Source organism: Geomonas terrae (genome assembly GCF_004791675.1).
Taxonomy (GTDB): Bacteria; Desulfobacterota; Desulfuromonadia; order Geobacterales; family Geobacteraceae; genus Geomonas; species Geomonas edaphica.
Genome location: NZ_SRSC01000003.1, coordinates 135,241 through 159,142, shown reverse-complemented (window position 1 = coordinate 159,142; position 23,902 = coordinate 135,241). Strand labels below are relative to the sequence as shown.

The window sequence follows — 23,902 nt, the reverse complement described above, 5'->3', positions numbered from 1 at the left end:
CAAGGCAAATCCCCCCTGTCCCCCCTTCGCAAAGGGGGGACGTTGGGCGCCGGTGGCGGCTGCACGCGGTAATCCAGTATACACGGGCACCCTTTCTGCGCAGCCTTTGCGTGTTGTTTTGGGCGGATAAAACGAGTACACTGACGCCTCGCCGAACGGAGGTATTCATGAAGAAAGCTCTGTCAGCCCTGTTGCTCGTAATCGCCATGGGCTCTTTTACCGGCTGCGCCACCACCATGCCGGCACAGCTGCCGGAAGGCTTCCGGGTGCAGGCGCTCGCCCGCTGCGACGCCGGGTCACCGTTTGACGCCGGTGCGAAAGGTGCGGTCGCCTGCGTCGAGCGAGGCTCGCTCCGACTGGCCGACCTGCGCGGGGAGGAGAAGGCAGTTGCAGGTACCGCGGCCAGGCTCATCAGCTTCTCGCCTTCGGGGGACCGGCTGGCGGTGGCGATAGCTCCCGGGGAGAGCACCGTCCTGCGCATCCTGGACAGCGCCGGGAACAGCGTGGGGGAGACGCGTGTCGATGGGCGGGTCACCTCGCTCGTCTGGCGCTCGGAAAAGGAGCTCCTGGCGGGCGCCCTCGTGGTCAAGAAGTTCAGCTTCGGAACCCAGATGGCGTCGCGTCTTTACCGCTGGGACGGCGCCGGGAAGCCGGAGATCACCCTTCTGGGCGACGTGACGCTCCGCCCCAAGGTGGCGCGCCTGCCCGAAGCGCTGCTTTACAACCAGATGATCGTGGCACTCTCGCCGTACCGCGACGAGATCGCCTACACCACGGTGAAGGACCCGCCGCTTTTCAACCCGTACCTCAAGGTGAACGTCCAGAACCTTTCGACGGGCACCGGCGGCAGCATCGCCGAGGCGCCTCTGGGCGCCGGCAAGGTTGTCTACGCCCCCAACGGAGAGTCGCTAGTCCTCGGCGGCTCGCCGGGGCGCCGCATCTCGCTCCCCACCGGAAAAGAAGTGGAGACCTGGAACGCTTCCGGGGCCGCCCCAGCCCTCTCCCCTTCGGGAGCCTATCTCCTCCTGGGCGGGCACCTCTTCCATAAGAACAAGGAAATCGCAACCTTCCCCCCCGACGCCGCAGGGGTCTTCCTGCCGGACGGGACGGGCGCGCTCATCATGTACAAGGAGCGGCTCTACCTCGTCTCCGGACTGAAGGACGAGCAGCCCACCCCCTTGGCCGGTGACCTGGAGCGGACGCTCAAACTGCGCGCCCTGCGCAGCCAGGGGCTCATCACCGACGCGGAGTACCGGGAACAGCTTAAGAAGGAGAGTAAATGATGATCCGAGCAGTGCTGACGGCGACCATCCTCGCTGCACTCATCGCGCCCCGTATGTCGGGCGCCGCCGAACCGTGCATCCCCTGCCACACCGAGAAGACTCCGGCCGCGGTGGCCCAGTGGCAGGGAAGCGCACACGCCAAAGCCGGTATCGGGTGCGAGAAGTGCCACGGCAGCGACCACGACAAGATCGTGAGGGGCGAGGCGAAGGTCGGCATGAAGGTCTGCGCCCCCTGTCACAAGAAGGCGTACGAGGAGCATCGCTTAAGCAGGCACGGCATGGGGCTCCATTCCGGGTGGGGATGCACCAGGGGGCTTCCGGACCGCAAGAAGGACGAATGCCGCTTCTGCCACCAGCCGGGCGACGAGATGCCGCGCTCGGACGTGCAGTGCGCCCGCTTTTTGAAGCAGTCCCCGGAGATGGGGGAGATCGGCTGCAACTACTGCCACAGCGTCGAGGACGCCTGCGATTCCTGCCACTCCAAACACATGACCGACCTGAAGATCGTGCGCGATCCGAACTCCTGTGCCAAGTGCCATATGGGGCCGGACCACCCGCAATGGGAGATGTGGCAGACCTCGCTGCACGGCACGCTGAACGTGAGCGCGGGTGCCAAGGCGGGGCCGGACTGCCAGACCTGCCACATGCCCAAGGGGACCCACAACGTCTCCATCGGCATCACCATGAACTCGGGCGGCGTCCCCTACCCCGCCGCCAAGGCGGAACCTGCGCGCAAGGAGATGGTTAACATCTGCAGCGCCTGCCACGCACCAGCCTTCGCCAAACGCGAGCTCGAACGCGGCGACCTCGTGCGCAGCCAAAGCCTCGCCATCCTGAAGGAGGCGGAACACATCATCTGGGACCTAAACGACCGTGGGCTTCTCGATCCCATGCCGGAAAACCGGCCGCAGCACCCCTTGAGCGGTCCGCGCCTCGTGACCGACAGCCAGATGCTCTACGAGGACACCTCCCACATCGAGCGTCTCTTCTTCAAGATGAAGAAGTACGACTACGCCCGCACCGTGAAGGGGGCCTACCATCAGAACCCCTCGTACACGCACTGGTACGGCAATGCCGAACTGAAGATGGACTTAGTCGACATCAAGAGCGAGGCGAGCCGTTTGAAGGAGCGGGGGCAAAAAGGTGCAGGCGTGAAGCCCCAGGCGGGCGCGGAGGACGAGCTGAAGGCGCTCAAGAACAAGTTCGACAGGGGGGCTCTGAGCGCCGAGGAGTACGCCAAAGAGAAGGGGAAAGTGCTCGAGCAGATGAAGTGACGTCCCGTTTTTAACTTGCCCCTCGGGGGCAAAAAGGTGTATCCATGCTCTCCCGCTCAGGCGGAAGAACAATACGTAAAACCGAAGGAGAAACATCGATGGGCATTCTCGCCAACACAGTAAGCGTCTGTCACTTCAAGGTTCAGGGTGAGATCCCGCAACAGCAGGACCTCCACGACTTTGTCACCAAGCAGCTGGCGGCGAACCGGTTCAACCCGATCGACCAGGGGAGCGAGGAGATCTCGGTCGGCTGGGCGCACCTGGACGACCCCAGGGTCTACGACTTCGATTCCCCCGCGGCCTGCTGCCGCGAGCACTACTTCATGTTCACCCTGCGCCGCGACAAGCGCTCCGTTCCCTCCGCTGTGCTGAAGGCACACCTGGAAAGAGCCCAGGAGGAATTCCTCGCGGAAAACCCCGGCATGACCAAGGTGCCCAAGCAGAAGAGGGAGGACCTGAAGGAGGCGGTGCGCGCCATGCTCCTCTCCCAGACCCTTCCCACCCCGGCGACCTATGACGTGGTCTGGGACACGAAGAGCGGCATCCTCACCTTCAGCTCGCTTTCGCCCAAGGTGATCGAGCTCTTCGAGGAGCAGTTCAAGAAGACCTTCGAGGGGCTGAGGGTCTCCGCGTTCCACCCGTACGCACGCGCCGAGAGCGTACTCGACGACCAGTACAAGGCGCTCCTGCAGCAGGCGAACAAGGCAGGGGGAGACAACTACCTGGAGCTCATCAAGGAGAACCAGTGGCTAGGCGCCGACTTCATGCTCTGGCTAATGTACCAGACCATGAACGAGTCATCCGAGTACACCGTGAACCAGCCGGGCGTGCTCCTCGCCAAGGAGGGCTTCGTCGCCTACCTCGACGACCGCGTCGTGCTCCTGGGTTCCGGGGAGAACGGGGCCCAGAAGATCACCGTGGCGGGTCCCCAGGACCACTTCAACGAGGTGAGAAGCGCGCTTCTCAACAAGAAGCAGATCACCGAGGCGACCCTCCATATGGAGACCGGCGACGATCACTACAAGCTGACGCTCAAGGGGGAGCTCTTCCACTTTGCCTCCTTCAAGTCCCCTGCGGTGAAGCTCGAGAAGGACAGCACGGTGGACGAGGCGATGGAGCGCGAGGCGGTGTTCTTCGAGAGGATGCTCCTCCTGGAGAAGGGAAACCAGCTCTTCGATTCCGTCTTCGCGACCTTCCTTGAACTGAGGCTTGGGAACCAGTGGGCGGAGCAGGCCGAGGCGATCCAGAAGTGGCTCAACGTCTGCAGCTTCTGCAACAGGCCGCTGGAATAGAAGAGAATAGGTTGGTAAAAAAACAAGGGCGCAGGGACGGCTCCCCGGACCGAAATCCGGGAGCCGCCTCTGCGCCCTTTGCTTTGAGGCTGTTGCTTTTATTGGCGAGGGTGCCTTACTCCTCCGTGCCGAGGGCGCGGACGATGCGGCCGCCGCCCACCAGCTCGTCCCCCTGGTAAAAGACCACGGACTGCCCCGGGGTGACCGACTTCTGCGGCTCCGTGAAGCGGACCTCGCCGCGCCCTTCCCCAAGAAGCTTCACGCTGCACTCGATCGGCTGCTGGCGATACCTGATCTTGCAGGTGGTTCGCACCTCTTCCCCATGCACCGGAACGACCCAGTTCAGCTCGCAGGCTACGAGCCCGGAGGCGTAGAGGATACCCGCCTCGCCCACCACCACCTTTCCCCCGACCGCGTCGATGGCCACGACGTAGAGCGGTTCCTTCCAGGCGATACCGAGCCCCCTTCGCTGCCCGATGGTGTAGCGGTGCGTGCCGCTGTGACGCCCGAGCACGGTCCCGTTCACGTGGACGATGTCCCCTTTTTTGCCGGCAACGCGTCCCCCCTGCTCCAGAAACGCCACGTAGTCGTCGCCGGGGACGAAGCAGATCTCCTGGCTGTCGCTTTTCTGGGCCACGGGGATGCCGAACTCCCCGGCAAGCCGTCGCACCTCATCCTTGCTAGGCATCTCCCCAAGCGGAAAGATGACGTGAGAGAGCTGCCGCTGGGTGAGCGTGTACAGGAAGTAGGACTGGTCCTTCGCGAGGTAATGCGCCTTAAGCAGGTGGTAGGTCCCCTCCTCGTCGCAACCGGTACGCACGTAATGGCCGGTGGCGAGGTAATCGGCGCCGAGCTCAAGCGCCTTGTCCAGGAGAAGGCCAAACTTCACGTAGCGGTTGCAGCGCACGCAGGGGTTCGGTGTCTCCCCCGCCTGGTACTGGGCGCGGAAATCGTCCATGATGAGGCGCCCGAACTCCTCTTCCAGATGCACCTGGTGAAACTCTATCCCTAGGTACTCGGCGACCACCTGGGCGTCCCCCTTTGCCTGCGGGTCCTCCCCCTCGCGCCGAAAAAGCTTCATGTTGATGCCGATCACCTCCGCACCCTGCTCTTTCAAAAGGGCGGCGACCGTCGATGAATCCACCCCGCCGCTCATGGCGACGGCTATCTTCCTGCCTTTATAATCTAGCGACATATCTGCTCCGTGTTCCTGATTAGCTGCGCATCCATACTTGACTGAATCGCCTTCGTAAGGCAACACTTTTTCGCCTGCCCATCCCTCGAGGAGATGCTGCGGTGCGTACTCAAGTTTCGGGGCCGGCTGCCGATTCGTACTGTATCACCGTCTTTTCTGAACTACACTGGCCGCCGGCCCGTAAACCGTTCAAGGAGAATCACCATGGCCCTCTCCCTCACCATCAGGCGTCTGCTGGGTAATCAGCCGATCGACCTTCCCGTATTCCACCCCATCGCGCTGAGGCTCGTCCACCTTTTGCAAACGACGGACTTCACGATGGGCCAGGTGACGGACCTGGTCAACGAGGACCAGTCGCTCGCCGGCCAGATCCTCAAGATGTCGAACTCCCCGATGTACATCGGACGGGTACGCGCCGAGACGGTGAAGGAGGCAACGGTGCGGCTCGGGGCGCAGGAGATAACGAACCTCGCCATGGCGGCCTCCCAGGCGAGCCTCCACACCTCGGATAACCGCACGATCAACAGTTTCATGCAGTCGCTTTGGCTCCACAGCCATGCCTGCGCCCTGGGGAGCCGCTGGCTCATGCGCCGGGCCGGGTACCCGCAACACGCCGACCAGGCGTACATGGCGGGACTTCTGCACGACATCGGCAAGCTGTACCTTTTGAAGTCGCTGGAGCGGCTGAACCAGATGGGTGTGGCACAGGCGGCGCTGGAAGAGGACCTGTTGCTGGAGATCTTCGAGGAGTTGCACATCGAGCAGGGATGCCGGCTCATGGAGCACTGGAACATGCCGAAGGTCTATTACAACGTGGTCGCCAATCACCACGATGAGAACTTCGACACCCAGGACATCGTGCTGACCGTGGTACGGCTCGTGAACACGGCGTGCCGGATGAAGGGGATCGGGCTGGTACGGGATGCGGACATCGACCTCGCCGAGCAAACCGAGGCGGCGATCCTGCAGCTTAGCCAGGAAGAGATGGACGACCTGCTGGACGTTCTCGAGGACTCTCAGGAGCTGGTTATCTAGAAAAGCCCCTGATACTCAAGGATGATGGGGAGGTCGGCGTCGGCCCAGTCGAGTTCCAGCATCCGTGCCGGAGGAAGCCAGATCATCGCCGAATGTTCATGCAGGGTGATTTCACCGGATACGATGCTGCAGATGTAGGGGTAGAGCGTCACATCGAAGGCGGGATAGCTGTGGGTGACCGGCGTGAGCGGGCGACCGACGGCGACCTCCACCCCCATTTCCTCCACCAGTTCACGCTTCAGGCATTCCTCCCGCCCTTCCCCAGGCTCGATCTTCCCACCCGGAAACTCCCACCTGAGCGGCAGGTTCATGGATGCGCTGCGCCGGGCCGACAGAACCAGCCCGTCCCGCTCGATGACGGCGCAGGTGACGTGGACGTGTTTTCTCACCAGCCAGCCTCGTCACTACACTCTTCCAAGGGCGTTTCCATACCCTCCAGCAAGGACTCCAGCATGCCGGGTATCGACAGCAGATACATAGTTTCGTTCACGGTCATTTCAATCACCTCCGGCAGAAAAATACCCCAACGGGAAGAAACTGGTCAAGGGAAATACCGGCAGGCAGGCAATCGCATGCGCCAACGCCCTCACCCTGACCCTCTCCCAGAGGGAGAGGGGAGATGGACGATATCCGGGAAGATCATGCCTTGTGAGAAGCGGATATTGGCGGCACGGGGCGCCCAGGAAGAGGGCGCGGTTACGGGAGCACCAGCGGGATCTGCAGTTGGAAGACGGAGCCCCCCTCGGGCGCGTTCTCGGCCCAGATGCTGCCGTCCATCAGTTCGGTCATGCGGCGCGCGAGGGTGAGCCCAAGGCCGAGCCCCGGGAACGAGCGGGTGATCGAGCCGTCGGACTGGGTGAAGTCGCTGAAGATGCGCTCGAGATCCACGGGGTCGATGCCGACGCCGGTGTCGGATACCGAGAACTGCAGCATCGGGATCCCGGCCGTCTCCTGAACGCGCACCTCCAGCCCCACCCCTCCCTCGCTGGTGAACTTCACCGCGTTCCCGAGCAGCATGCTGAGCACCTTGTGCAGCATCCCCTGGTCGCTCACCACGGCGGCAGGGAGTGCCGGGTCGAGCAGGACGGCGCACTGCAGCCCCTTCGCCTGCGCCAGGGCGCGCGCTTCCATGGTGATGGTGTCCAGAAATGGCTTCAACTGGAACGGCGCGTTCTCCGGGGCTCCCCCCTCCCCTTCCAGCCTGCTGGTCTCGATGAGGTCCTCCACGATACCCAGAAGGCGCAGGGCCGATTTCTGGACCATCCCCAAGTACTTGCGCTTGTTGTCGTCCTCCTCGCTGTTCAGCACGAGGTCGGTCATCCCGATGATCGGGGTGAGCGGCGTGCGCAGTTCGTGGCTTACGCTGCGCAGGAACTCTTTCTTGGCCCGGTCGGCGGCACTCGCCAGGGTCTCCAGGAGGTCGCGATAGCGCTTCAGCTCCAGGTGGTTCTTGACCCGCGCCCTCACGATGTGCGGGCTGATCGGCTTGGTGAGGTAGTCGATGGCGCCCAGCTCGAGCCCCTTGATCTCCTGTTCCTCCTCGATCATGGCGGTGACGAAGATGATCGGGATGTCGCGCGTGGCGGGGTCGCTTTTCAGGATGGTACAGAGCTCGAAGCCGTCCATCCCGGGCATCATGATGTCGAGCAGGATCAGGTCCGGCTTGTCCGCACGGATGAGTTCCAGGGCGTCGGCTCCGCTGGTGGCGAAGAAAAGCTCGTAGTCATCCCCCAGGCTCTCGCTGAGGATCTCGATGTTGGCAGGTGTATCGTCGACGATCATGACCGTCTGGCGTTTCATGTATTCTCCCTCGCTCGGTGCGCGCTTACTGGGGCGCCGGGAATATGGCGAGCAGTTGCCGCGCCTTTCTGAAATCGAGTTTTTCCATGCAGGCCTGCAGCGCCTGCAACTCGTTGGTGTACTCGCCGCGGGGGACCTGGGCGCAGAACTTCTCGAACTGCCGCTTGGCATCGAGGCTGTTGCGGGCCAAAAGCCGCTCCAGCTTCCCCTTCTCCGCGGTGAAGCGCTGCGGTTCGAAAGCGCCTTCTGGTGCGGTCTTAACCGGCCTTGCCGCGCCCGCAGCGGTCGTCCGCGCAGGCGGTTGCTGGGCTGCGCGCGAAAGGGCCCGGATCATGCCGTCGACCATGAGCGAGGGACGCACCGGAGCGGCGTACACCGCACTCGCCCCCCACTCGTCCCCGGCCTGACGCACCTCTTCCAACTGCTCCGCGGCGGCCGCAACTATTACCGGAACGCGGCCGTGGTACCGCCTGCCGATACTGCGGCAGAGCTTTTCCACCCCACCGATGCCCGCAGTGGCGCCGTCGACGGCGACCAGGTCGAAAGGATGCGCCGCCTCGTCCTCGAGCGCATCCAGCGCCTCGGCCACGTCGGCAACGGCACATAGCTCCATCGGCATCCCCTGCAGCATCTCGCTGAGCCCCTCGACCGAAGCGGTGTCACCGTCCACGAAGAGCAGGCGCATGCTGCGTAACTGCACCTCTTTGCTCGCGACCACGGCCTTGCCGGCGGGTGGAAGGGCGAAGCCGACCGTGAAGAAGAAGCTGCTTCCGGCGCCGGGAACGCTATGCACCTTGAGCTCGCTCCCCATGAGTTCGACCAGCTGCCGGCTGATGGAGAGGCCAAGCCCCGTACCGCCGAAGCGCCGCGTGGTGGAGCTGTCCGCCTGTGTGAACGGGGTGAAGATGCGTTCCATCTGTTCGGGGGTGATGCCGATGCCGGTGTCCTGGACGCTGAACTCCACGGCGACCTCCCCCTCACCCTGCCCGACCGGCTTAACGGCGAGCACCACCTCGCCGCGCTGGGTGAACTTGAGGGCGTTGCCGATCAGGTTGTTCAGCACCTGGGTAAGGCGCAGCGGGTCCCCCATGAGCTTTTTGGGAAGCTCGGGGGCGAGACGCACCCGGAACTCGATCCCCTTCTCCTGCGCCTTCAGGTGGTGCATGTCGGAGATGTTTCCCAGCACCTCGTGCAGGCTCAGTTCGGTCCTTTCCAGCTCGACCTTGCCCGCCTCGATCTTCGAGAAGTCGAGGATGTCGTTGATGATGTTCAAAAGGGTCCGGCTCGACGTGCAGATCTTCTCCAGGTAGTCACGCTGTTTCGCGTTGAGCTCGGTCTTCAGGGCCAGGCGGCTCAGCCCCATGACTGCGTTCATCGGGGTGCGGATCTCGTGCCCCATATTGGCGAGGAATTCGCTCTTGGCGCTGCTCGCCGCCTGTACCAGGTCGCGCTCGCGGCGCAGCTCAAGCGCCTCGCGCTTCGCGGTCACGTCCTCGACGACGCAGATCAGGTACTTGGGTTCCCCTCCAGGCGCGCAGACGAGCGACTTGGTCAGGTTGACCCAGACCAGCGAGCCGTCCTTGCGGATCTGCCGGATCTCTATACTGTAGTTGTCGATCTCCCGGTTGAGGAGCCGCGAGAGGTGGCTCTGCTCGGCGGCGCGGTCTTCCGGATGGATGGTCTGCTCTAGGCTCCATCCCATCAGCTCGTCCTGGCCGTACCCCAGGATGTCACAGAAGCGGCTGTTGATCCTGATCAGGATGTCGGAGAGGGCGATATGGCAGATGCCGACCGCGGCCTGCTCGAAGGTGTTGCGGAAGCGCTCCTCGCTCTCCTTCAGCTGTTCCTCGGCCCTCTTCCTGAAGGTGATGTCGGTGAGGACGCCCAGAAGACCGTAGACCCGCCCGTGATCGTCCTTAAGTGGGGTGAGGGACTTGCTGACCCAGGTGCCGTCCTTCTCGCGCAGCTCGTCGTGCTCCACGGCGGTGCCCGCCTGCATCACCTTTGCGTCCTCGTCCTGCCGCTTTTTGGCGAGGGCGGGGGCGACGATATCGTAGTCGGTCTTGCCGAAGACCTCGGCGGGCTGCAGGCCCAGTTCACGCGCGAAACTGGAGTTGCAGGAGAGATAGACGAGGTTGCAGTCCTTGAGGAAGATGCGCTGCGGCAGGTTCTCGATCAGGCCGCGGTAGCGCTTTTCGAAGAAGAGCGCGCTTTCCGCCTCCTTGCGCTCGGTTACGTCGTGCACCACGCTCACCACCCTAAGCGGCGTCCCGGAGGTGTCACGGAAGACCTCGCCAACCTCCTCTAGGATGCGCTCCCCGCCATCCGGCCGGACCAGGGCGTACTCCACGGCGAAGGAATCGCCCCCCTTCAGCGCCTTTTCGACCGCGGCGGCCACCGCTTCACGCCCCTTGCCGGGCAGCAGCGCGAGAAAAGCCTCGTAACTCGCGGGGGCCTCCTCGAAGGGGACGGCGAAGATCCGGCAGAGCTCTTCGGAGCAATCCAGCCTGCCGCTTGCCATGTCCCAGTCCCAGCTGCCGATCTGGGCTATGCGCTGCGAGATGCGCAGCTGCTCTTCGCTGCGGCGCAAGTCGCCCTCGGCCTGCCTGCGCCACTTAAGGCGCAGGACGTGAATGCCTGTCACGAACACCATCGCGAGCGCACTCACCGACCATGCCTGGGGACGCAACGCCGCGACGTAAAGGACGAGCAGCAGCAAGGCGCAGACCGCCAGGAGCATGGTATTTCTGATAAGGCAAGGAAGTGACCTGTAACCAGAGGGCATGGATGACCTTTGCACCTGAATTACGACGTTGTTGACGCGACGATGATCTTATCGGCGCCACGCCGGAAAACATTAATGAAATTAACAGAGAAGGGAGGTGTTTCGTGGTGCGCCCGGCTCCCGGCATCCGCCGACTTTTTCCATCCTTATCGGATCGCCCCCCCGTTTTTGGAACGCTCTGTGCTCTTTAACTTGTTATCCTGTCATTTCAAGGCGGTGTCAATCGTCGTAAGGGGGTGAAACACATGGGAAAAGCGGTCCTGTACATTCGCGACGAGGAACTCCTGAGGAGCCTAAAAAAGAGGCTCAAGGACCGAGGTTTTGCTGAAATAATAGCGCCGGGGAGTCCGGGAGAGCTGTTGAACGAGGCGCTGTCCAGCCATCCGGAGGTGGCTGTGATCGAATACCGCGCCGCAGACCAGGAGATCAGCAGCGTTGCGAAAAGGCTTTGGGAAAAGCTGAGCCTGCCGATCATCATGATCGCGGAGAGCACCGAGGTGGAGGAGGTGCAGACCTGGGGCGAAGCGACGGTGTCCACCATCCTCGCAAAACCGGTGCGCGAGGACGAGCTGGTGGCGGCGGTCGCGCTCTCCATCGCTGCCGCGCGTCGTGTGGAGCGCTTGAAGGAGGAGGTGACCTCACTCAAGGAGAGCATCGAGAGCAGGAAGGTGATCGAGAAGGCGAAGGGGCGCCTCATGGAGCGAGACAAGCTCTCCGAGGCGGAGGCGTTCCGTCGTATGCAGAGGCTCGCCATGGACCGGAGGATTTCCATGCGCCAGCTGGCCGATGCCATTCTTCTCACCGAAAGTATCGCCGGCTGAAGCCGTTTCCCCGCCGCAGCGGGGGAAAAGAAACGGTTGACACCCGGCCGACCATTACCTATATTTCACCAAGGTAAAGGGGAGTAGCCAACGGTTGAACCGCAACCGACCCGTGTTCGTCAGGACGGCCGGAAGGCCCGGACATGGGGCATGACAATCCTGTCAGCAGGCAAGACCTTTATCCAGTGCTTCAAGCGCCTGGGTAAAGGTCTTTTTATTTGACCAGTCCACGAGGCTCAGGAGGTAACGTCATGAACAGATTCAAGACCGCAGTCCTGCTCACCACGCTCACGCTGATCATGGTAGCCATGGGAAGTGCCATCGGCGGCCGGGGCGGCATGTACCTCGCCTTCATCATGGCGTGCGTGATGAACCTCTTCTCCTACTGGTTCTCGGACAAGATCGTGCTGCGCATGTACGGGGCACAGGAGATCACCGAAAACGAGAACCCCGCCTTCTACGGCATGGTGCGCCGGCTCGCGCTGCAGGGGGGGCTTCCCATGCCGAAGGTCTACATCATCCCGTCCGAATCCCCCAACGCCTTCGCCACCGGGAGAAACCCCGAGCATGCGGCGGTGGCCGCGACCGAGGGGATCCTGCGCATCCTCACCCCGGAGGAACTGGAGGGGGTGATGGCGCACGAACTAAGCCACGTGGCAAACCGCGACATCCTCATCTCCACGATAGCCGCGACCATAGCCGGCGCCATTTCCATGCTGGCGAACATGGTGCAGTGGGCCGCCATCTTCGGCTCCCGCAGTGACGATGACGAGGGAGGGGGATGGGGGGGCCTGGCACTCGCCATCATAGCCCCCATCGCCGCCATGCTGATCCAGTTGGCGGTGTCGAGAAGCCGCGAGTACCTGGCGGACGAGAGCGGTGCCAGGCTTTGCGGCAGGCCGCGCGCCCTCGCCAACGCGCTCAGGAAGCTGGACCAGGCCTCGCACGTCTTGCCGATGCAGGAGGCGCGCCCCGCAACGGCGCACATGTTCATCGTGAACCCGCTGAGCGCCGGTGCCCTTATGAGGCTTTTTTCCACGCACCCTCCCATGGAGGAGCGGATCGCGCGGCTTGAACAGATGGAACGTTAACCGGAGGGAGTTTTGACAAACAATGAGATGATGTGGATCGCCTTCGCGGTGATCATGACGGTGATGTTCGTTCTGGACCTCTTCGTCTTCAACCGGAAGAGCCATGAGATCAAGTTCAGGGAGGCGCTCACCTGGACCGTGGTCTGGATCGGGCTCGCCATGCTCTTCAACGCGGGGGTGTGGTACGTCCTTGGATCGGCAAAGGCTCTGGAGTTCTTCACCGGTTACGTCATCGAGGAATCGCTCTCCGTCGACAACCTCTTCGTCTTCATCATGATCTTCTCCTACTTCAAGGTCCCGCGGGCGCTGCAGCCCAAGATACTCAAGTGGGGGATCATAGGCGCCCTGGTGATGCGCGGCATCTTCATCATGGTCGGCATCGGACTGATCGAGCGCTTCCACTGGATGGTGTACGTCTTCGGCGTCGTCCTGATCTACACCGGGTTCAAAATGGCCTTCGGCGGCGACGAGGAGGTACACCCGGAGAACAACCCGATGGTGCGTCTGGTCCGGCGCTTCGTTCCCATCACCAAAAGGGCGCGGGGTGACCGCTTCTTCATGAAAAGGCGCGGCATCTGGGCCGCCACCCCGCTCTTCCTGACCCTGGTCGTCGTGGAATCAAGCGACGTGATCTTCGCGGTGGACTCCATTCCGGCGGTGCTCGCGGTCACCCACGATCCCTTCATCGTGTACAGTTCCAACATCTTCGCCATCATGGGGCTGCGCTCGCTCTACTATCTGCTGGCCCACGTCATGGAGATGTTCACCCACCTGAAACTGGGGGTGTCGGTCATCCTCGCCTTCGTCGGCGCGAAGATGCTCCTTTCCAACGTGGTGGAGATCCCGCTCGTGCTATCCCTCGGCGTCATCATCGGCGCCCTCACCATCTCCATCCTGACCTCGGTGCTCCTGACCAAAAAGCAGCACAGGTAAGGGTGACCGGACGTCCTGAGGTCGCCGCCGGGCGCGGCGTCACTCGGGCTCTGTTACTTTTTCCTCCTCCCGCTTCACGATCCGGACCTGGGTGATCCCGGTCCGGGTCACTTCCTCGCAGGTGAGCAGATAATCGCCAAACGCCACTTTCTCCCCCTGTTCGGGGAAACGACCGATCCGGTCCAGGATGAGCCCGGCCAGGGTGTCGTAGGGAAGGTCCTCACCCAGGTCGATCTCCAGCAGGTCTTCCAGATCGGAGACCGAGATGAAGGCGTCGACCAGATAGCTCCCGTCCGCCATCACCTGCACCCGGCTCGGCTCCCCGACATCATGCTCGTCCTCGATCTCCCCAACCAGCTCCTCGAGCAGATCCTCGGTGGTGACGATGCCGCTGATACTGCCGTACTCGTCCACCACGAACGCCATATGCACGCGGGTCTTCTGCATCTCCTTTAGAAGGTCGCTCACCTTCTTTCCTTCCGGAACGAAGACGGGGGGACGGACGATGGAGCGGATGTCGAAGTCAGGCTCGCGCACCATGCGCCCCAAGAGGTCCTTGCCGTGGATGAACCCCACCGTCTCCTCGATGCTCCCTAGGTAGACCGGGTAGCGCGAGTACATGTTGTCCAGCACCCCGTTCAGGATCTCCTCGTTGGACTGGTTCAGGTCGAAGGCTACGATGCGGGTACGCGGCACCATGACCTCGCGCACGGCGGTGTGTGTGAAATCGAAGAGGTTGTCGATGAAGGTGTGCTCGGTTTCGCTGAAGATGCCGCTCTCGTGTCCCTCGGCGACGATATGCTGCACCTCCTCGCGCGTGACGAAGGCCTCCCCCTCGCTCTTCAGCCCGAACAGGGCGAGCGTCGCCTTGGTGGAGAAGCTGAGCACAGAGACCAGGACGCCGGCTACGCGGGCTAGGAGGTTGATCGGTTGCGCCACGCGCAGCGCCACCTGTTCCGCGTACTGAAGCCCGATGGTCTTCGGGACCAGTTCCCCGAGGATAAGGGAGAGGTAGGAGATGGCGCTTACCACGAGGCCGATGGAGAGCGGCTCCGCGGCGTTTCTGACCATCGCGAAGGGGGACATGAGAAACACGGGACGGATGTAATCGACCGCGATGACGCCGCCCACCGCGGAAGCGGTCGAGCCGACGACGGTTACGCCGATCTGCACGATGGCGAGCAGTCGGTGCGGGTCCTTTTGCAGCGACTCGATCAGTGCGGCGCGCGGGTTCCCCATGGAGACCAGTTGCGCAACGCGGCTTTTTCTTATGGAGACGATGGCGAATTCAGCGCAGGAGAAAAATCCGTTCAGCAGTATGAGGATGGCTATGACCAGCAGTTCGATGAAGACGGTGTCCAATTACCCTCCGGTAGTTCATGGCTCGCCAAGAAGGTGCCTTGGCTTGCTAATCTCAACAGGTGCTCATTTTCAACGCTAACCGGCACCTTGTCAACCTTTTGTAGCTGTTGGACGGTAGAAGCGGTCGTGTGGACGGGGGAAGCAAAGTGGGGAACAGAGTGGATTTACTCTTGGGGGAACCTGGCGGAGGTGCGGCGGCCACCGCTGGGGTGGCCGCTGGAATGAGATCCTACCTGCCGATCTTGAAGGAAAGCAGGAAACGGTCGTCGCCGCAGATAAAGGGCATCACGAGCGATTCGGCGCTGGAGACGCTCTCCATGGCGTAGTCGCTGCCGTAGATGACGGTGGGGATGGAGAGGTTGATATCCGCCCCGCCGGGAGAGAAGATGTGCTTCACGTCCCCCCCGACCATGTTGGCGATCTCTCCCATGGCGTCGTTCACATCGTCATCGACCTCGGTGATGTCCATCCCGAGCATGTTCGAGGTGACCTGGAGCGCCAGCCGCTTCGGGCAGTGTATGGCGAGTATCCCGGTGTGGCTCCCGGCGAGGCCGACCATGCTGGTCACCGTCTCGTGGAAGTTGAGCACCGGCTCGTCCAGAGGGGGTTCGTCTACCACGTCGAGCATGACCATCGTGGAGAACACCCCCCGGGTTATGTCGGCTATGGTCTTCCGGACCGCTTCTTCGGTGGTATTGGCATCGCTCAAGACCGCGGCATCAAGCCCCATTTCCATCCTCCTCGCTTCCGAGTTGAACTACCATATCGGCTACCGTCAGCCGGCAAAACAGTACATAAGTGTATTCGGCAGTAATCACTGCGACTTTAGAAACTTTTCAGCAGACCCGGTACTCTCCCCTTGCAAGGGCGAGACAGAAGTCGTTCATCGAAGCGAACTCCCGCTGCATGACCTCACGGACCGCCTCTTCGACCTGGGCTACCTCCCGCCCCGGTTCCATGACGAGCTGGGCGTTGGCCATCTGCGGCTCGTCCACCGGAGAACCGATGCGGCTCATGAGCATGACGTTCGCCCCCTCGACCCCGGGGACCGACTTGCAGATGGAGCGCGCCATCTTGTGCGAGAGGAGGTTGTAGATCTTGCCGACGTGGCTTACCGGGTTCTTCCCGGCCGCGGCCTCGGTGCCGATGGGACGCCCGATCGGGATGACACCGTTCACCCGGTTGCCGCGCCCGACCTGGCCGGAGTCCGCGTCCTCGGCCGAGGTGCCGAGCAGCGTGAGGTAGACGCCGCCCAGCCCCCGCCCGGCCTGATCCAGTGTGTTGTAGTAGACCCGGATCCGGTCGAATCCGGTACAGGTCGTCTCCAAAAAGCGCCGCATCTCGGCCTCAACCGCCTCTTTCCTCTCGAAGTATTCCCGCTCCGAGTTGACCATTGCCGCCAGCAGGGGCATCGCGACGGTCAGCTCCAGTTCACAGCCGTTGCGAAGCCCCATCACCTTAACGTCCTCGCCGGTCTCCGGGAAGAGGTGCTTGAAACGCTCGCCGTTCAGCTCCCGCTCCAAGGAGAGCACGGTGCGCTCCGTGGGGCTCAACGGGTAGTAGCCGACCGCGGCGGAGGTGTCGTTCGCCCCCCGCACCGCTCCGGGGCGCGCGAAGATGTCGGTCAGCTCCTGGGAGCCTGGGGCGAGCCTGAAGCGGTAGGCCAGGTGCCGGTCCGGATCGACGTGGCGCAGGTTCCCCCTGATCCACCCTTTCGCCGCATCGAGGGCGATGTCGCGTACCGGGATCTCCTTACCGGCAACCGAAAAGGTAGCGCGGTCGCCTATGGTGAGTTCCATGGGCTGCAGCACCTCGCCGCCGCCAAAGCGCTTCTCGACGCGCCCGGCCGCGAGGAGTCCCTTGTCGATGTTGTGGTGCAGGATGACGCCGAACTCCGCGAGGTAGGCCTGGGAAAGGGCGACCGAGATGGCGTCCATGATGCAGTCGCAGATCTGGTCCGGGTGCCCGGTCCCCTTGCGCTCCACCATCTCGACCCGTTGTTCGGTCACTTTAGTGCCGCGAAACTCCTCTACGACCAGCATCGGCCCCTCCTTTCCTCCCGGACGGCGCGGCAGTCCGGGCGACTGAAGAATAGTAGCGGAAAAAGGAGGGGGTGCAATTAATGGGAAATGCGGGGTGAGGAAGGGGGATGGATCAGAAGTGCCGGCGCACCACGAAGCCGCCGCGGGCTATTTTCGCCTGCAGCCAGAGACCTAGCCACATCTTGATGACGCGCCTCGTGGCGGGGATGAGGAAGAAGATGCCGAGAAAGTCGGTGAAAAAGCCGGGTGTGGTGAGGAGCACGCCGCCGATGAAGATGAGGGCGCCGTCCAGAAGCTGCGCCGCGGGAAGCCGCCCCTGGGCCAGCTCGTCGCGGATCTGCCCGAGCACCCGCCCACCTTGGTGGCGAATGAGCCAGGCGCCCAGAAGGCTCATGGCAAGGAGGACCGTAACGGTGGCGACGCCGCCGATCACCTGCCCCACCTTGATGATGAGGTAGATCTCGATGACCGGGACGATGAGGAAGATGAGAAATAGTCTGAAGAACATGAATGCCTACTTCTTCATGTCGATACCGTAGCTCTTGATCTTTCTGTGCAGGTTGCTCCGCTCCAGTTCGATCGCTTCGGCGGTCTTCGAGACGTTCCAGTCGTTCTCCTCGAGCTTTTGGATGATGAACTCGCGCTCGAACTCCTCGCGCGCCTCCCTTAAACTGGAAAGCTCCAGCACGCTGTCGAGTTTCCCCACGCCCGCCTCACGCTCGGCCGCCGTGTTCAGGTAGTCGGGGAGGTGGTTCAGCGTGATGGTGCCGCCGGGGGTCATGATCACCAGCCGCTCGACGATGTTCTTCAGCTCACGGACGTTGCCGGGCCAGTCGTAGCGCTTGAGGGCATCCATCGCCTCGGGGACGATGCGCTTTCGCTCCCTACCCTCCTGGTCGCAGAAGGCCTCCAGGAAATAGCCGGCAAGAAGCGGGATATCCTCGCGACGCTCGCGCAGGGGGGGGACCTTAAAGGGGACCACGTTGAGACGGTAGTAGAGGTCCTCGCGGAAGGTACCGTTTTTGATCTCCTCCTCGAGGAGCTTGTTTGTGGCGGCCACGATACGGACGTCGACCTCCATGGTCCGCGTCCCCCCGACCCTTTCGAACTTCTTCTCCTGCAGGATGCGCAGCACCTTCGCCTGGGTCTTGAGCGACATGTCGCCGATCTCGTCCAGAAAAAGGGTCCCGCCGTCGGCCAGGTCGAACTTCCCCTTCTTCTGCGCGACGGCACCGGTAAAGGCGCCCCGCTCGTGACCGAAGAGTTCGCTCTCGATGAGTTCCTCTGGGATGGCGGCGCAGTTTATCTCGATGAAGGGTTTGTCGCGGCGCTGGCTGTGGTAGTGCACCGAGCGGGCCACGAGCTCCTTGCCGGTGCCGTTCTCGCCGGTGATGAGGACCGAGGCGTTGGTGGGGGCGACGAGGCGGATCTGCTCGGCCAGCTGCTGCATGGGGGCCGAGGTTCCGATCATCTCATGTCCCTGCTGCACCTGCCCCCTGAGCGTCGCGTTCTCTTCCTTCAGGCGCGTCATGGCAAGGGCGTTTTCCACCGTGACCACCACCTTCTCCAGGGAGAGCGGCTTCTCGATGAAATCGTAGGCACCGAGTTTCGTGGACTTCACCGCAGTCTCGATGGTGCCGTGACCGCTCATCATGATGACGTTCAGCCCCGGATGCAGCTCCTTCAGGCGCTTGAGCGTCTCGATGCCGTCCATCCTGGGCATCCAGATGTCGAGGAGCACGAGCCCCGGGAGCTCCTTGTTGCACATGGCGAGCGCCTCGACGCCGTCCGCGGCGCACACGGTGCGGTACCCCTCGTCCTCGAGGATCCCGGCGAGCGAAGAGCGGATCCCCTCCTCGTCGTCCACTATGAGAATGGTGTCGGTCATGGTGCTCCCTTGGCTAGCCGGAAAGCCCCGCTTCGCGGGCGAGGTTCCTCCAGGCGGGGAGGCTCCTCTCGATCATCCCCTTGTCCACGCAGTAGGCGATGCGGAAAAAGCCCGGCGCGCCGAAGCCCGCCCCGGGGACGAGGAGGATGCGGTGCTTCTGGGCCATCTTGACGAACTCGACATCGTCGGCCAGGGGGGACTTCGGGAAGAGGTAGAAGGCGCCGTCGGGCTTCACCATGGAGAAGCCCATGGCGGTGAGCGAATCGTAGAGGAGGTCGCGCTTCACGCGGTAGGCGTCGATGTCCACGGAGACGTGCTGCAGCCCCGCCACCAGGCGCTGCATGAGGGCGGGGGCGTTCACGAAGCCAAGCACGCGGTTGGAGAAAACCGCCCCCTCCATGAATTGCTCCACGTTCTTCATGTTCGGGCTCGCCGCTAAGTAGCCGATGCGCTCACCGGGGAGGGCGAGGTCCTTGGAGTGCGAGGTGACGATCACCGAGTTGCCCACGTAACGGAAGATGTTCGGGACGCTCTTGCCGTCGTAGGCGATGCGGGCGTACGGTTCGTCGGAGATGACGAGGATCTGCCGGGAAAGCTCCTTCTCCTTTGCCGCCACCATGTCACCCAGGGCCTTGAGGCTTTCCGCCGGGTAGATGACGCCGGTCGGGTTGTTCGGAGAGCAGATGATGATGGCTCGGGTCTTATGGGTGATCGCGGCGGCGATGGCCGGAACGTCAAGCTGGAAGGTCTCGCGGTCGGTCCAGACCTCGACCGGGACGCCGCCGTGGTTGTCGATGTAGAAGCGGTACTCGACGAAGAACGGCGTCAGGAGGATAACCTCGTCCCCTTGGTTGAGGATCGTCTTCAGCACCACGTTGAGCGCGCCGCCGGCGCCGCAGGTCATCACCACGTGGCTCCCCTGGACCGGGAGCTCACTTGCCGCGGCGAGCATGGAGGCTACGGCGTCTCTGGTCTCCTGGTACCCGGCGTTGTTCATGTAACGGTGCATGCCCGGAACCGGATCCTTGGCGAGCTTTGCGAACTCGTCCTGGAACGCCGCGGGGGGCTCGACGTCGGGGTTCCCCAGGGTGAAGTCGTACACCTGGTCGGCGCCGAATTCCTTTCTGAGCTTCTCCCCCTCCTCGAACATCTTCCTGATCCACGACGATTTTGCAATGAAACCGGCTATCTTATCGGCAACAGGCATGCCACCCTCCTTGGTTTGGTGTCCAGTTTTATTAACACATTACGTAAACCGGGGCAAGGCGTATTCCCCCCGGCGATCACCCTACCGGAGCACCATTTTAATATTTCCCTGCATTCGCCCGGACAATCTGCTATGATACGCGCCTTGCCTTGTCATCAGAACCTAGAAGGAGGGAACAATGAAGAAGCATTGGCGCATCGAGACCCAGGCGATCCAGGAGGGATTCACCCCGAAGGACGGTGACCCGCGCATCCTGCCCATCTACCAGAGCACCACCTACAAGTTTTCCAGCGCGGAGCACGTGGCGAAGCTGTTCGACCTCGAGGTGGGGGGACACTTCTACACCCGGCTTTCCAACCCGACCGCGGAAGGTTTCGAGGTGAAGATCGCGGCCATGGAGGGTGGCGTCGCTGCCATGGCGACCTCGAGCGGCCAGGCGGCCTCGACCATAGCCGTTATGAACATCTGCCGCGCCGGTCAGCACGTGGTCGCCGCCAGCACCCTTTACGGCGGCACCTACTCGCTCTTTGCCAACACCTTCCCGAAGATGGGAATCGAGGTGACCTTCGTGGACCCGGAGGCCGACGAGGCGACCATCTGTGCGGCCTTCCGCCCCGAGACCCGCTGCCTGTTCGGTGAGACGATAGGGAACCCCGGGCTCAACATCCTCGACTTCGAGAAGTTCTCCCGCATCGCGAAGAAGATGCAGGTGCCCCTCATCATCGACAACACCTTCCCGACCCCTTACCTCTGCCGGCCGTTCGAGCACGGCGCCGACATCGTGGTGCACTCCGCGACGAAGTACATCGACGGCCACGCGACCAGCGTTGGCGGGGTGATCGTCGACAGCGGCAACTTCGACTGGGGGTGCGGCAAGTATCCCGAGATGACCGAGCCGGACGAGAGCTACCACGGCCTCAAGTACCTGGAGACCTTCGGCAAGCTCGCCTACATCGTCAAGGCGCGCGTGCAGCTCATGCGTGACATCGGCCCCTGCCCCGCTCCGATGAACGCCTTTTTGTTCAACCTGGGGCTCGAGACGCTCCCGCTTCGGATGCAGCGCCACTCGGAGAACGCCCTCGCCATGGCGAAATACCTCGAAAAGCACGAGGCGGTCTCTTGGGTCAACTACCCCGGGTTGGAGAGCCACAAGAGCTACGAGCGGGCGAAGAAGTACCTCCCCAAGGGGGCGAGCGGCGTGCTCACCTTCGGCATCAAGGGTGGTGCCGCAGCCGGCAAGAAGTTCATGGAGAGCTGCCAGTTAGTTGCGCTCGTCGTGCACGTAGGGGACGCGAGGAGCTGCGTCTTGCACCCGGCGAGCACGACGCACCGCCAGCTTTCCGAGGAGCAGCAGATCGCCTCCGGCGTCTCGCCTGACCTGATCAGGCTCTCAGTAGGGATCGAGCACATCGACGACCTGATCGAGGACGTGAACCAGGCGCTTTTAGCGAGCCAGAAGTAGGATAAGCTGCAAAGCAAATCCCCCCTGTCCCCCCTTCGCAAAGGGGGGGGACGTCAGGCCTCGTGCAGAGCTTCGCGGCAGCGACGAATTTCCCAAAAAGAAAGGGGCGAGTGGATTTCCACTCGCCCCTTTTGCTTTACCGCGGACAGCCTACTTGCCGCAGCACTTCTTGTACTTCATCCCGCTGCCGCAGCTGCACGGATCGTTGCGCCCGATCTTCGGGGCCGTCCTCACGACCGGCTGACGGGTAACCGCCTTGCCGTCGGTGAAGAGCCAACCCTGCTTTTCCTTCTTGAACAGGGCACGCTCGTGGTGCACACGGTCCTGCCCCTGCTCCTTCCAGCGCGCGATGAACTCGACCTCACCGGTCGCGTCATCCTTGCCGCCGTCCTTGGTGGAGACGATCTCCAGTCCCAGCCACTCGGACTTTTCCGCCCATTCGCGGGTCCCCTCGGCGTCATACCCTTCGCGGTGCTTCGGGTGGGTGCTCTCGAAAATGAAATCGGTCTCCACGTTGACGTACGCGGCGTAGCGCGCACGCATCAACGCCTCGGCCGTCTCGGCTGCGCGCTCACCCTTGATGATGGGGCGGCAGCATTCGGCGTAAGCCAGGGCGCTGCCACAGGCACAAAGCTCCATCAGTTACTCCTCCTCTTGTTGTTTATAGTTCCCGTTAGATCTCGTAGTCGGCGGCTACCACGGAAGAGCAGACGCTCTTCATGTAGGCGGCGACCTCGTTGGCGTGATACGGGTGCACCTGGTAGGACTGCAGGTCCTCCAGGGAGTCGAACTTTGTATAAAGGGCGACGTCGGCGGAACGCTCGGAACGGATCAAGTCGACACCGACCTCCAGCTGGCGCAGCATCTCGACCTTCCCCTCCATGCTGAGCAGGCGCTCCTTTGCCTTCTCCACGTTCTCGGCGGTCGCTTCTTTCAGCTTGAACAGCACTATATGCACGATCATCGTCATCCCCCAATAAGGTAGTGGCGTCACAAGGACATCTGTTAATACATCGGCGCCCGCCCCCCTGTCAACGATGGTGGACGATGGCGCAAAAAAAAGGTTGCACGGCGAAAACAATGCTGATATAAGGACCAACAGGATCGAAAAGGTCCTATTTAAAATTTTATGCAATGGAGGATTAAATGACTGGCGCTTTGAAATTCATGAGTATACTTGTACTGGCCTGCCTCGTCTTCGCTTCGAACGGGGAGGCGGCCCAGAAGGTCCTTTTCGACAACGCGCACGGTGAACGCTTCCAGATCGGGGACAAGGGCCCCCTGCAGCTCTCTGGTCTCGCCGAGGTGTTCCAGGGTGCCGGGCTTCAGACCGCGGTGATCGACCAGCCCTTCACCGACGCGACCCTCTCGGGTGCCGGAGCGCTGGTGATCTCGGGTGCTTTCACGCCGCTGCTTCCCAGCGAGGTCGAGGCGGTGGCGAGGTTCCTGCAAAACGGCGGCAAACTGGTGGTGATGCTCCACATCGCCCCGCCGCTTAGGTCGATCCTGGACCGGCTCGACGTGGCGTACACGAACGGCGTCATCCTGGAGCATGAGAACGTCATCGACGGGGATCCCCTGAAGTTCAAGGTGAACCGCCTCGAGGCGCACCCGGTCCTCACCGGACTTAGCGACTTCAGCCTCTACGGCGTCTGGGGTGTCATCAACCGCACCGAAGCCGCGAGGGTCATCGCTTCCACCAGCCCCAACGCCTGGATCGACCTGAACCAGGACAAGGTGCAGACCAGGGAGGAAACCGCGAGCATCGGCGTTGCCGTTGCCGGCGACCTCGGCAAGGGTAGCTTCCTCGTCTTCGGCGACGACGCCATCTTCCAAAACAAGTTCCTCGAAGGGAACAACAAGACTCTCGCAGCAAACTTGGCCGCCTGGCTCAAGTAGCGCTGTACTCATCAAGCAAACCGACAGGAGGGATTCAATGGCACAGGCTTTGGAAATCTACAAGTGTGAGATGTGCGGCAACATAGTCGAGGTGTTCCACCCGGGCGGCGGCCAGCTGGTCTGCTGTGGCGAGGCGATGGCCCTGCAGAAAGAGAACACGGTCGACGCAGCCAAGGAAAAGCACGTACCGGTCATCGAGCGCGGCGAGGGGACCATCACCGTCAAGGTCGGCAGCGTGCCGCACCCGATGGAGAGCGCCCACTACATCGAGTGGATCGAGCTGATCGCAGATGGCAAGATCTACCGCGCCCAGCTGCAGCCGGGTCAGGCGCCGGAGGCGACCTTCCAGGTCACCGCTACCGACGTGAGAGCCCGCGAGTACTGCAACCTGCACGGCCACTGGGCCGCCTAGGCAAGCTCCCGCATCTACACATGCAAAAGGGGGGACGGTTTTAAGCCGTCCCCCCTTTCTTTTTGGTTCTTCCCTGGTAACAAAAAGCAAAGCTCCCCTAAGGCAAATCCCCCCTGTCCCC

At 62.5% G+C, this 23,902-nt stretch carries 22 protein-coding genes; 10 read left to right on the top strand and 12 right to left on the bottom strand.

Features of this window, described 5'->3' with window-relative positions; all coding sequences use genetic code 11:
* Positions 1-167: 167 nt before the first annotated feature.
* From E4633_RS12470 to rdgC, 3 genes are all read left to right on the top strand, one after another.
* Positions 168-1,283 (top strand): hypothetical protein, encoded by a 1,116-nt coding sequence (locus E4633_RS12470; RefSeq protein ID WP_135870597.1) that lies wholly within the window; start codon positions 168-170, stop codon positions 1,281-1,283.
* Positions 1,280-2,557, top strand: a complete 1,278-nt coding sequence (locus E4633_RS12465) for a multiheme c-type cytochrome (protein ID WP_246038098.1) — start codon at positions 1,280-1,282, stop codon at positions 2,555-2,557. The genes E4633_RS12470 and E4633_RS12465 overlap by 4 nt, the downstream gene beginning before the upstream one ends.
* A 98-nt stretch (positions 2,558-2,655) precedes the next feature.
* Entirely contained in the window at positions 2,656-3,849 is a 1,194-nt protein-coding gene (rdgC, locus tag E4633_RS12460; RefSeq protein ID WP_135870596.1) for a recombination-associated protein RdgC, read from the top strand.
* A 115-nt stretch (positions 3,850-3,964) separates the two neighbouring features.
* Here the strand turns inward: rdgC and mnmA are convergent, their stop codons facing one another.
* Complete coding sequence (mnmA, locus tag E4633_RS12455) at positions 3,965-5,044, bottom strand: tRNA 2-thiouridine(34) synthase MnmA (RefSeq protein ID WP_135870595.1); 1,080 nt, start codon at positions 5,042-5,044, stop codon at positions 3,965-3,967.
* Positions 5,045-5,248: 204 nt separating this feature from the next.
* On the opposite strand from mnmA, the gene E4633_RS12450 reads away from it, so the two are divergent.
* Positions 5,249-6,079 carry an HDOD domain-containing protein gene (locus E4633_RS12450; RefSeq protein WP_135870594.1) on the top strand — a complete coding sequence of 277 codons (831 nt, stop codon included), beginning with the start codon at positions 5,249-5,251 and terminating at the stop codon, positions 6,077-6,079.
* On the opposite strand, the gene E4633_RS12445 is transcribed toward E4633_RS12450, so the two are convergent.
* The 3 genes from E4633_RS12445 to E4633_RS12430 all read right to left on the bottom strand — a co-directional run bounded on the left by E4633_RS12445 (position 6,076) and on the right by E4633_RS12430 (position 10,619).
* Positions 6,076-6,468, bottom strand: a complete 393-nt coding sequence (locus E4633_RS12445; protein ID WP_246038095.1) for a (deoxy)nucleoside triphosphate pyrophosphohydrolase — start codon at positions 6,466-6,468, stop codon at positions 6,076-6,078. The two genes, E4633_RS12450 and E4633_RS12445, sit on opposite strands and share 4 nt — an antisense overlap.
* 307 nt (positions 6,469-6,775) lie before the next feature.
* Positions 6,776-7,879: a hybrid sensor histidine kinase/response regulator gene (locus E4633_RS12435; RefSeq protein WP_135870592.1), complete on the bottom strand. Its 1,104-nt coding sequence runs from the start codon at positions 7,877-7,879 to the stop codon at positions 6,776-6,778.
* 25 nt (positions 7,880-7,904) lie between these two features.
* On the bottom strand, positions 7,905-10,619 hold the full coding sequence (locus E4633_RS12430) for a PAS domain S-box protein (RefSeq protein ID WP_246038093.1): 2,715 nt from the start codon (positions 10,617-10,619) through the stop codon (positions 7,905-7,907).
* A 290-nt stretch (positions 10,620-10,909) separates the two neighbouring features.
* On the opposite strand from E4633_RS12430, the gene E4633_RS12425 reads away from it, so the two are divergent.
* The 3 genes from E4633_RS12425 (at position 10,910) to E4633_RS12415 (ending at position 13,509) form a co-directional block, all read left to right on the top strand.
* Positions 10,910-11,485 (top strand): ANTAR domain-containing response regulator, encoded by a 576-nt coding sequence (locus E4633_RS12425; RefSeq protein ID WP_135870590.1) that lies wholly within the window; start codon positions 10,910-10,912, stop codon positions 11,483-11,485.
* Between the two features lie 251 nt (positions 11,486-11,736).
* The gene (gene htpX / locus E4633_RS12420; RefSeq protein ID WP_135870589.1) at positions 11,737-12,576 is read left to right on the top strand and encodes a zinc metalloprotease HtpX; all 840 of its coding nucleotides are present in this window, start codon (positions 11,737-11,739) and stop codon (positions 12,574-12,576) included.
* Positions 12,577-12,588: 12 nt separating this feature from the next.
* On the top strand, positions 12,589-13,509 hold the full coding sequence (locus tag E4633_RS12415) for a TerC family protein (protein ID WP_135870588.1): 921 nt from the start codon (positions 12,589-12,591) through the stop codon (positions 13,507-13,509).
* Between the two features lie 39 nt (positions 13,510-13,548).
* Here the strand turns inward: E4633_RS12415 and E4633_RS12410 are convergent, their stop codons facing one another.
* The 6 genes from E4633_RS12410 to E4633_RS12385 all read right to left on the bottom strand — a co-directional run bounded on the left by E4633_RS12410 (position 13,549) and on the right by E4633_RS12385 (position 20,008).
* On the bottom strand, positions 13,549-14,871 hold the full coding sequence (locus E4633_RS12410; protein WP_135870587.1) for a hemolysin family protein: 1,323 nt from the start codon (positions 14,869-14,871) through the stop codon (positions 13,549-13,551).
* Between the two features lie 229 nt (positions 14,872-15,100).
* Complete coding sequence (locus E4633_RS12405) at positions 15,101-15,601, bottom strand: chemotaxis protein CheX (RefSeq protein ID WP_135870586.1); 501 nt, start codon at positions 15,599-15,601, stop codon at positions 15,101-15,103.
* Positions 15,602-15,707: 106 nt separating this feature from the next.
* Complete coding sequence (locus E4633_RS12400) at positions 15,708-16,913, bottom strand: methionine adenosyltransferase (protein WP_135870585.1); 1,206 nt, start codon at positions 16,911-16,913, stop codon at positions 15,708-15,710.
* Between the two features lie 112 nt (positions 16,914-17,025).
* Positions 17,026-17,421, bottom strand: coding sequence for an FxsA family protein (locus E4633_RS12395; protein WP_135870584.1), 396 nt, complete (start codon positions 17,419-17,421; stop codon positions 17,026-17,028).
* 6 nt (positions 17,422-17,427) lie between these two features.
* On the bottom strand, positions 17,428-18,801 hold the full coding sequence (locus tag E4633_RS12390) for a sigma-54-dependent transcriptional regulator (RefSeq protein ID WP_135870583.1): 1,374 nt from the start codon (positions 18,799-18,801) through the stop codon (positions 17,428-17,430).
* Positions 18,802-18,814: 13 nt separating this feature from the next.
* Complete coding sequence (locus tag E4633_RS12385) at positions 18,815-20,008, bottom strand: pyridoxal phosphate-dependent aminotransferase (RefSeq protein WP_135870582.1); 1,194 nt, start codon at positions 20,006-20,008, stop codon at positions 18,815-18,817.
* A 178-nt stretch (positions 20,009-20,186) separates the two neighbouring features.
* On the opposite strand from E4633_RS12385, the gene E4633_RS12380 reads away from it, so the two are divergent.
* Complete coding sequence (locus E4633_RS12380) at positions 20,187-21,470, top strand: O-acetylhomoserine aminocarboxypropyltransferase/cysteine synthase family protein (RefSeq protein WP_135870581.1); 1,284 nt, start codon at positions 20,187-20,189, stop codon at positions 21,468-21,470.
* 150 nt (positions 21,471-21,620) lie between these two features.
* Here E4633_RS12380 and E4633_RS12375 read toward each other — a convergent pair whose 3' ends face one another.
* A complete protein-coding gene (locus E4633_RS12375; protein WP_198419458.1) occupies positions 21,621-22,112 on the bottom strand; it encodes a YchJ family protein in 492 nt (163 codons plus the stop codon).
* Positions 22,113-22,143: 31 nt separating this feature from the next.
* Positions 22,144-22,434, bottom strand: coding sequence for a Dabb family protein (locus tag E4633_RS12370; protein ID WP_135870579.1), 291 nt, complete (start codon positions 22,432-22,434; stop codon positions 22,144-22,146).
* 203 nt (positions 22,435-22,637) lie between these two features.
* Here E4633_RS12370 and E4633_RS12365 point away from each other — a divergent pair, with 203 nt between their 5' ends.
* Both E4633_RS12365 and E4633_RS12360 read left to right on the top strand, forming a co-directional pair.
* Positions 22,638-23,369: a DUF4350 domain-containing protein gene (locus E4633_RS12365; protein WP_246038091.1), complete on the top strand. Its 732-nt coding sequence runs from the start codon at positions 22,638-22,640 to the stop codon at positions 23,367-23,369.
* Positions 23,370-23,406: 37 nt separating this feature from the next.
* Entirely contained in the window at positions 23,407-23,781 is a 375-nt protein-coding gene (locus E4633_RS12360; RefSeq protein ID WP_135870577.1) for a desulfoferrodoxin, read from the top strand.
* The last annotated feature ends 121 nt before the right edge of the window (positions 23,782-23,902 follow it).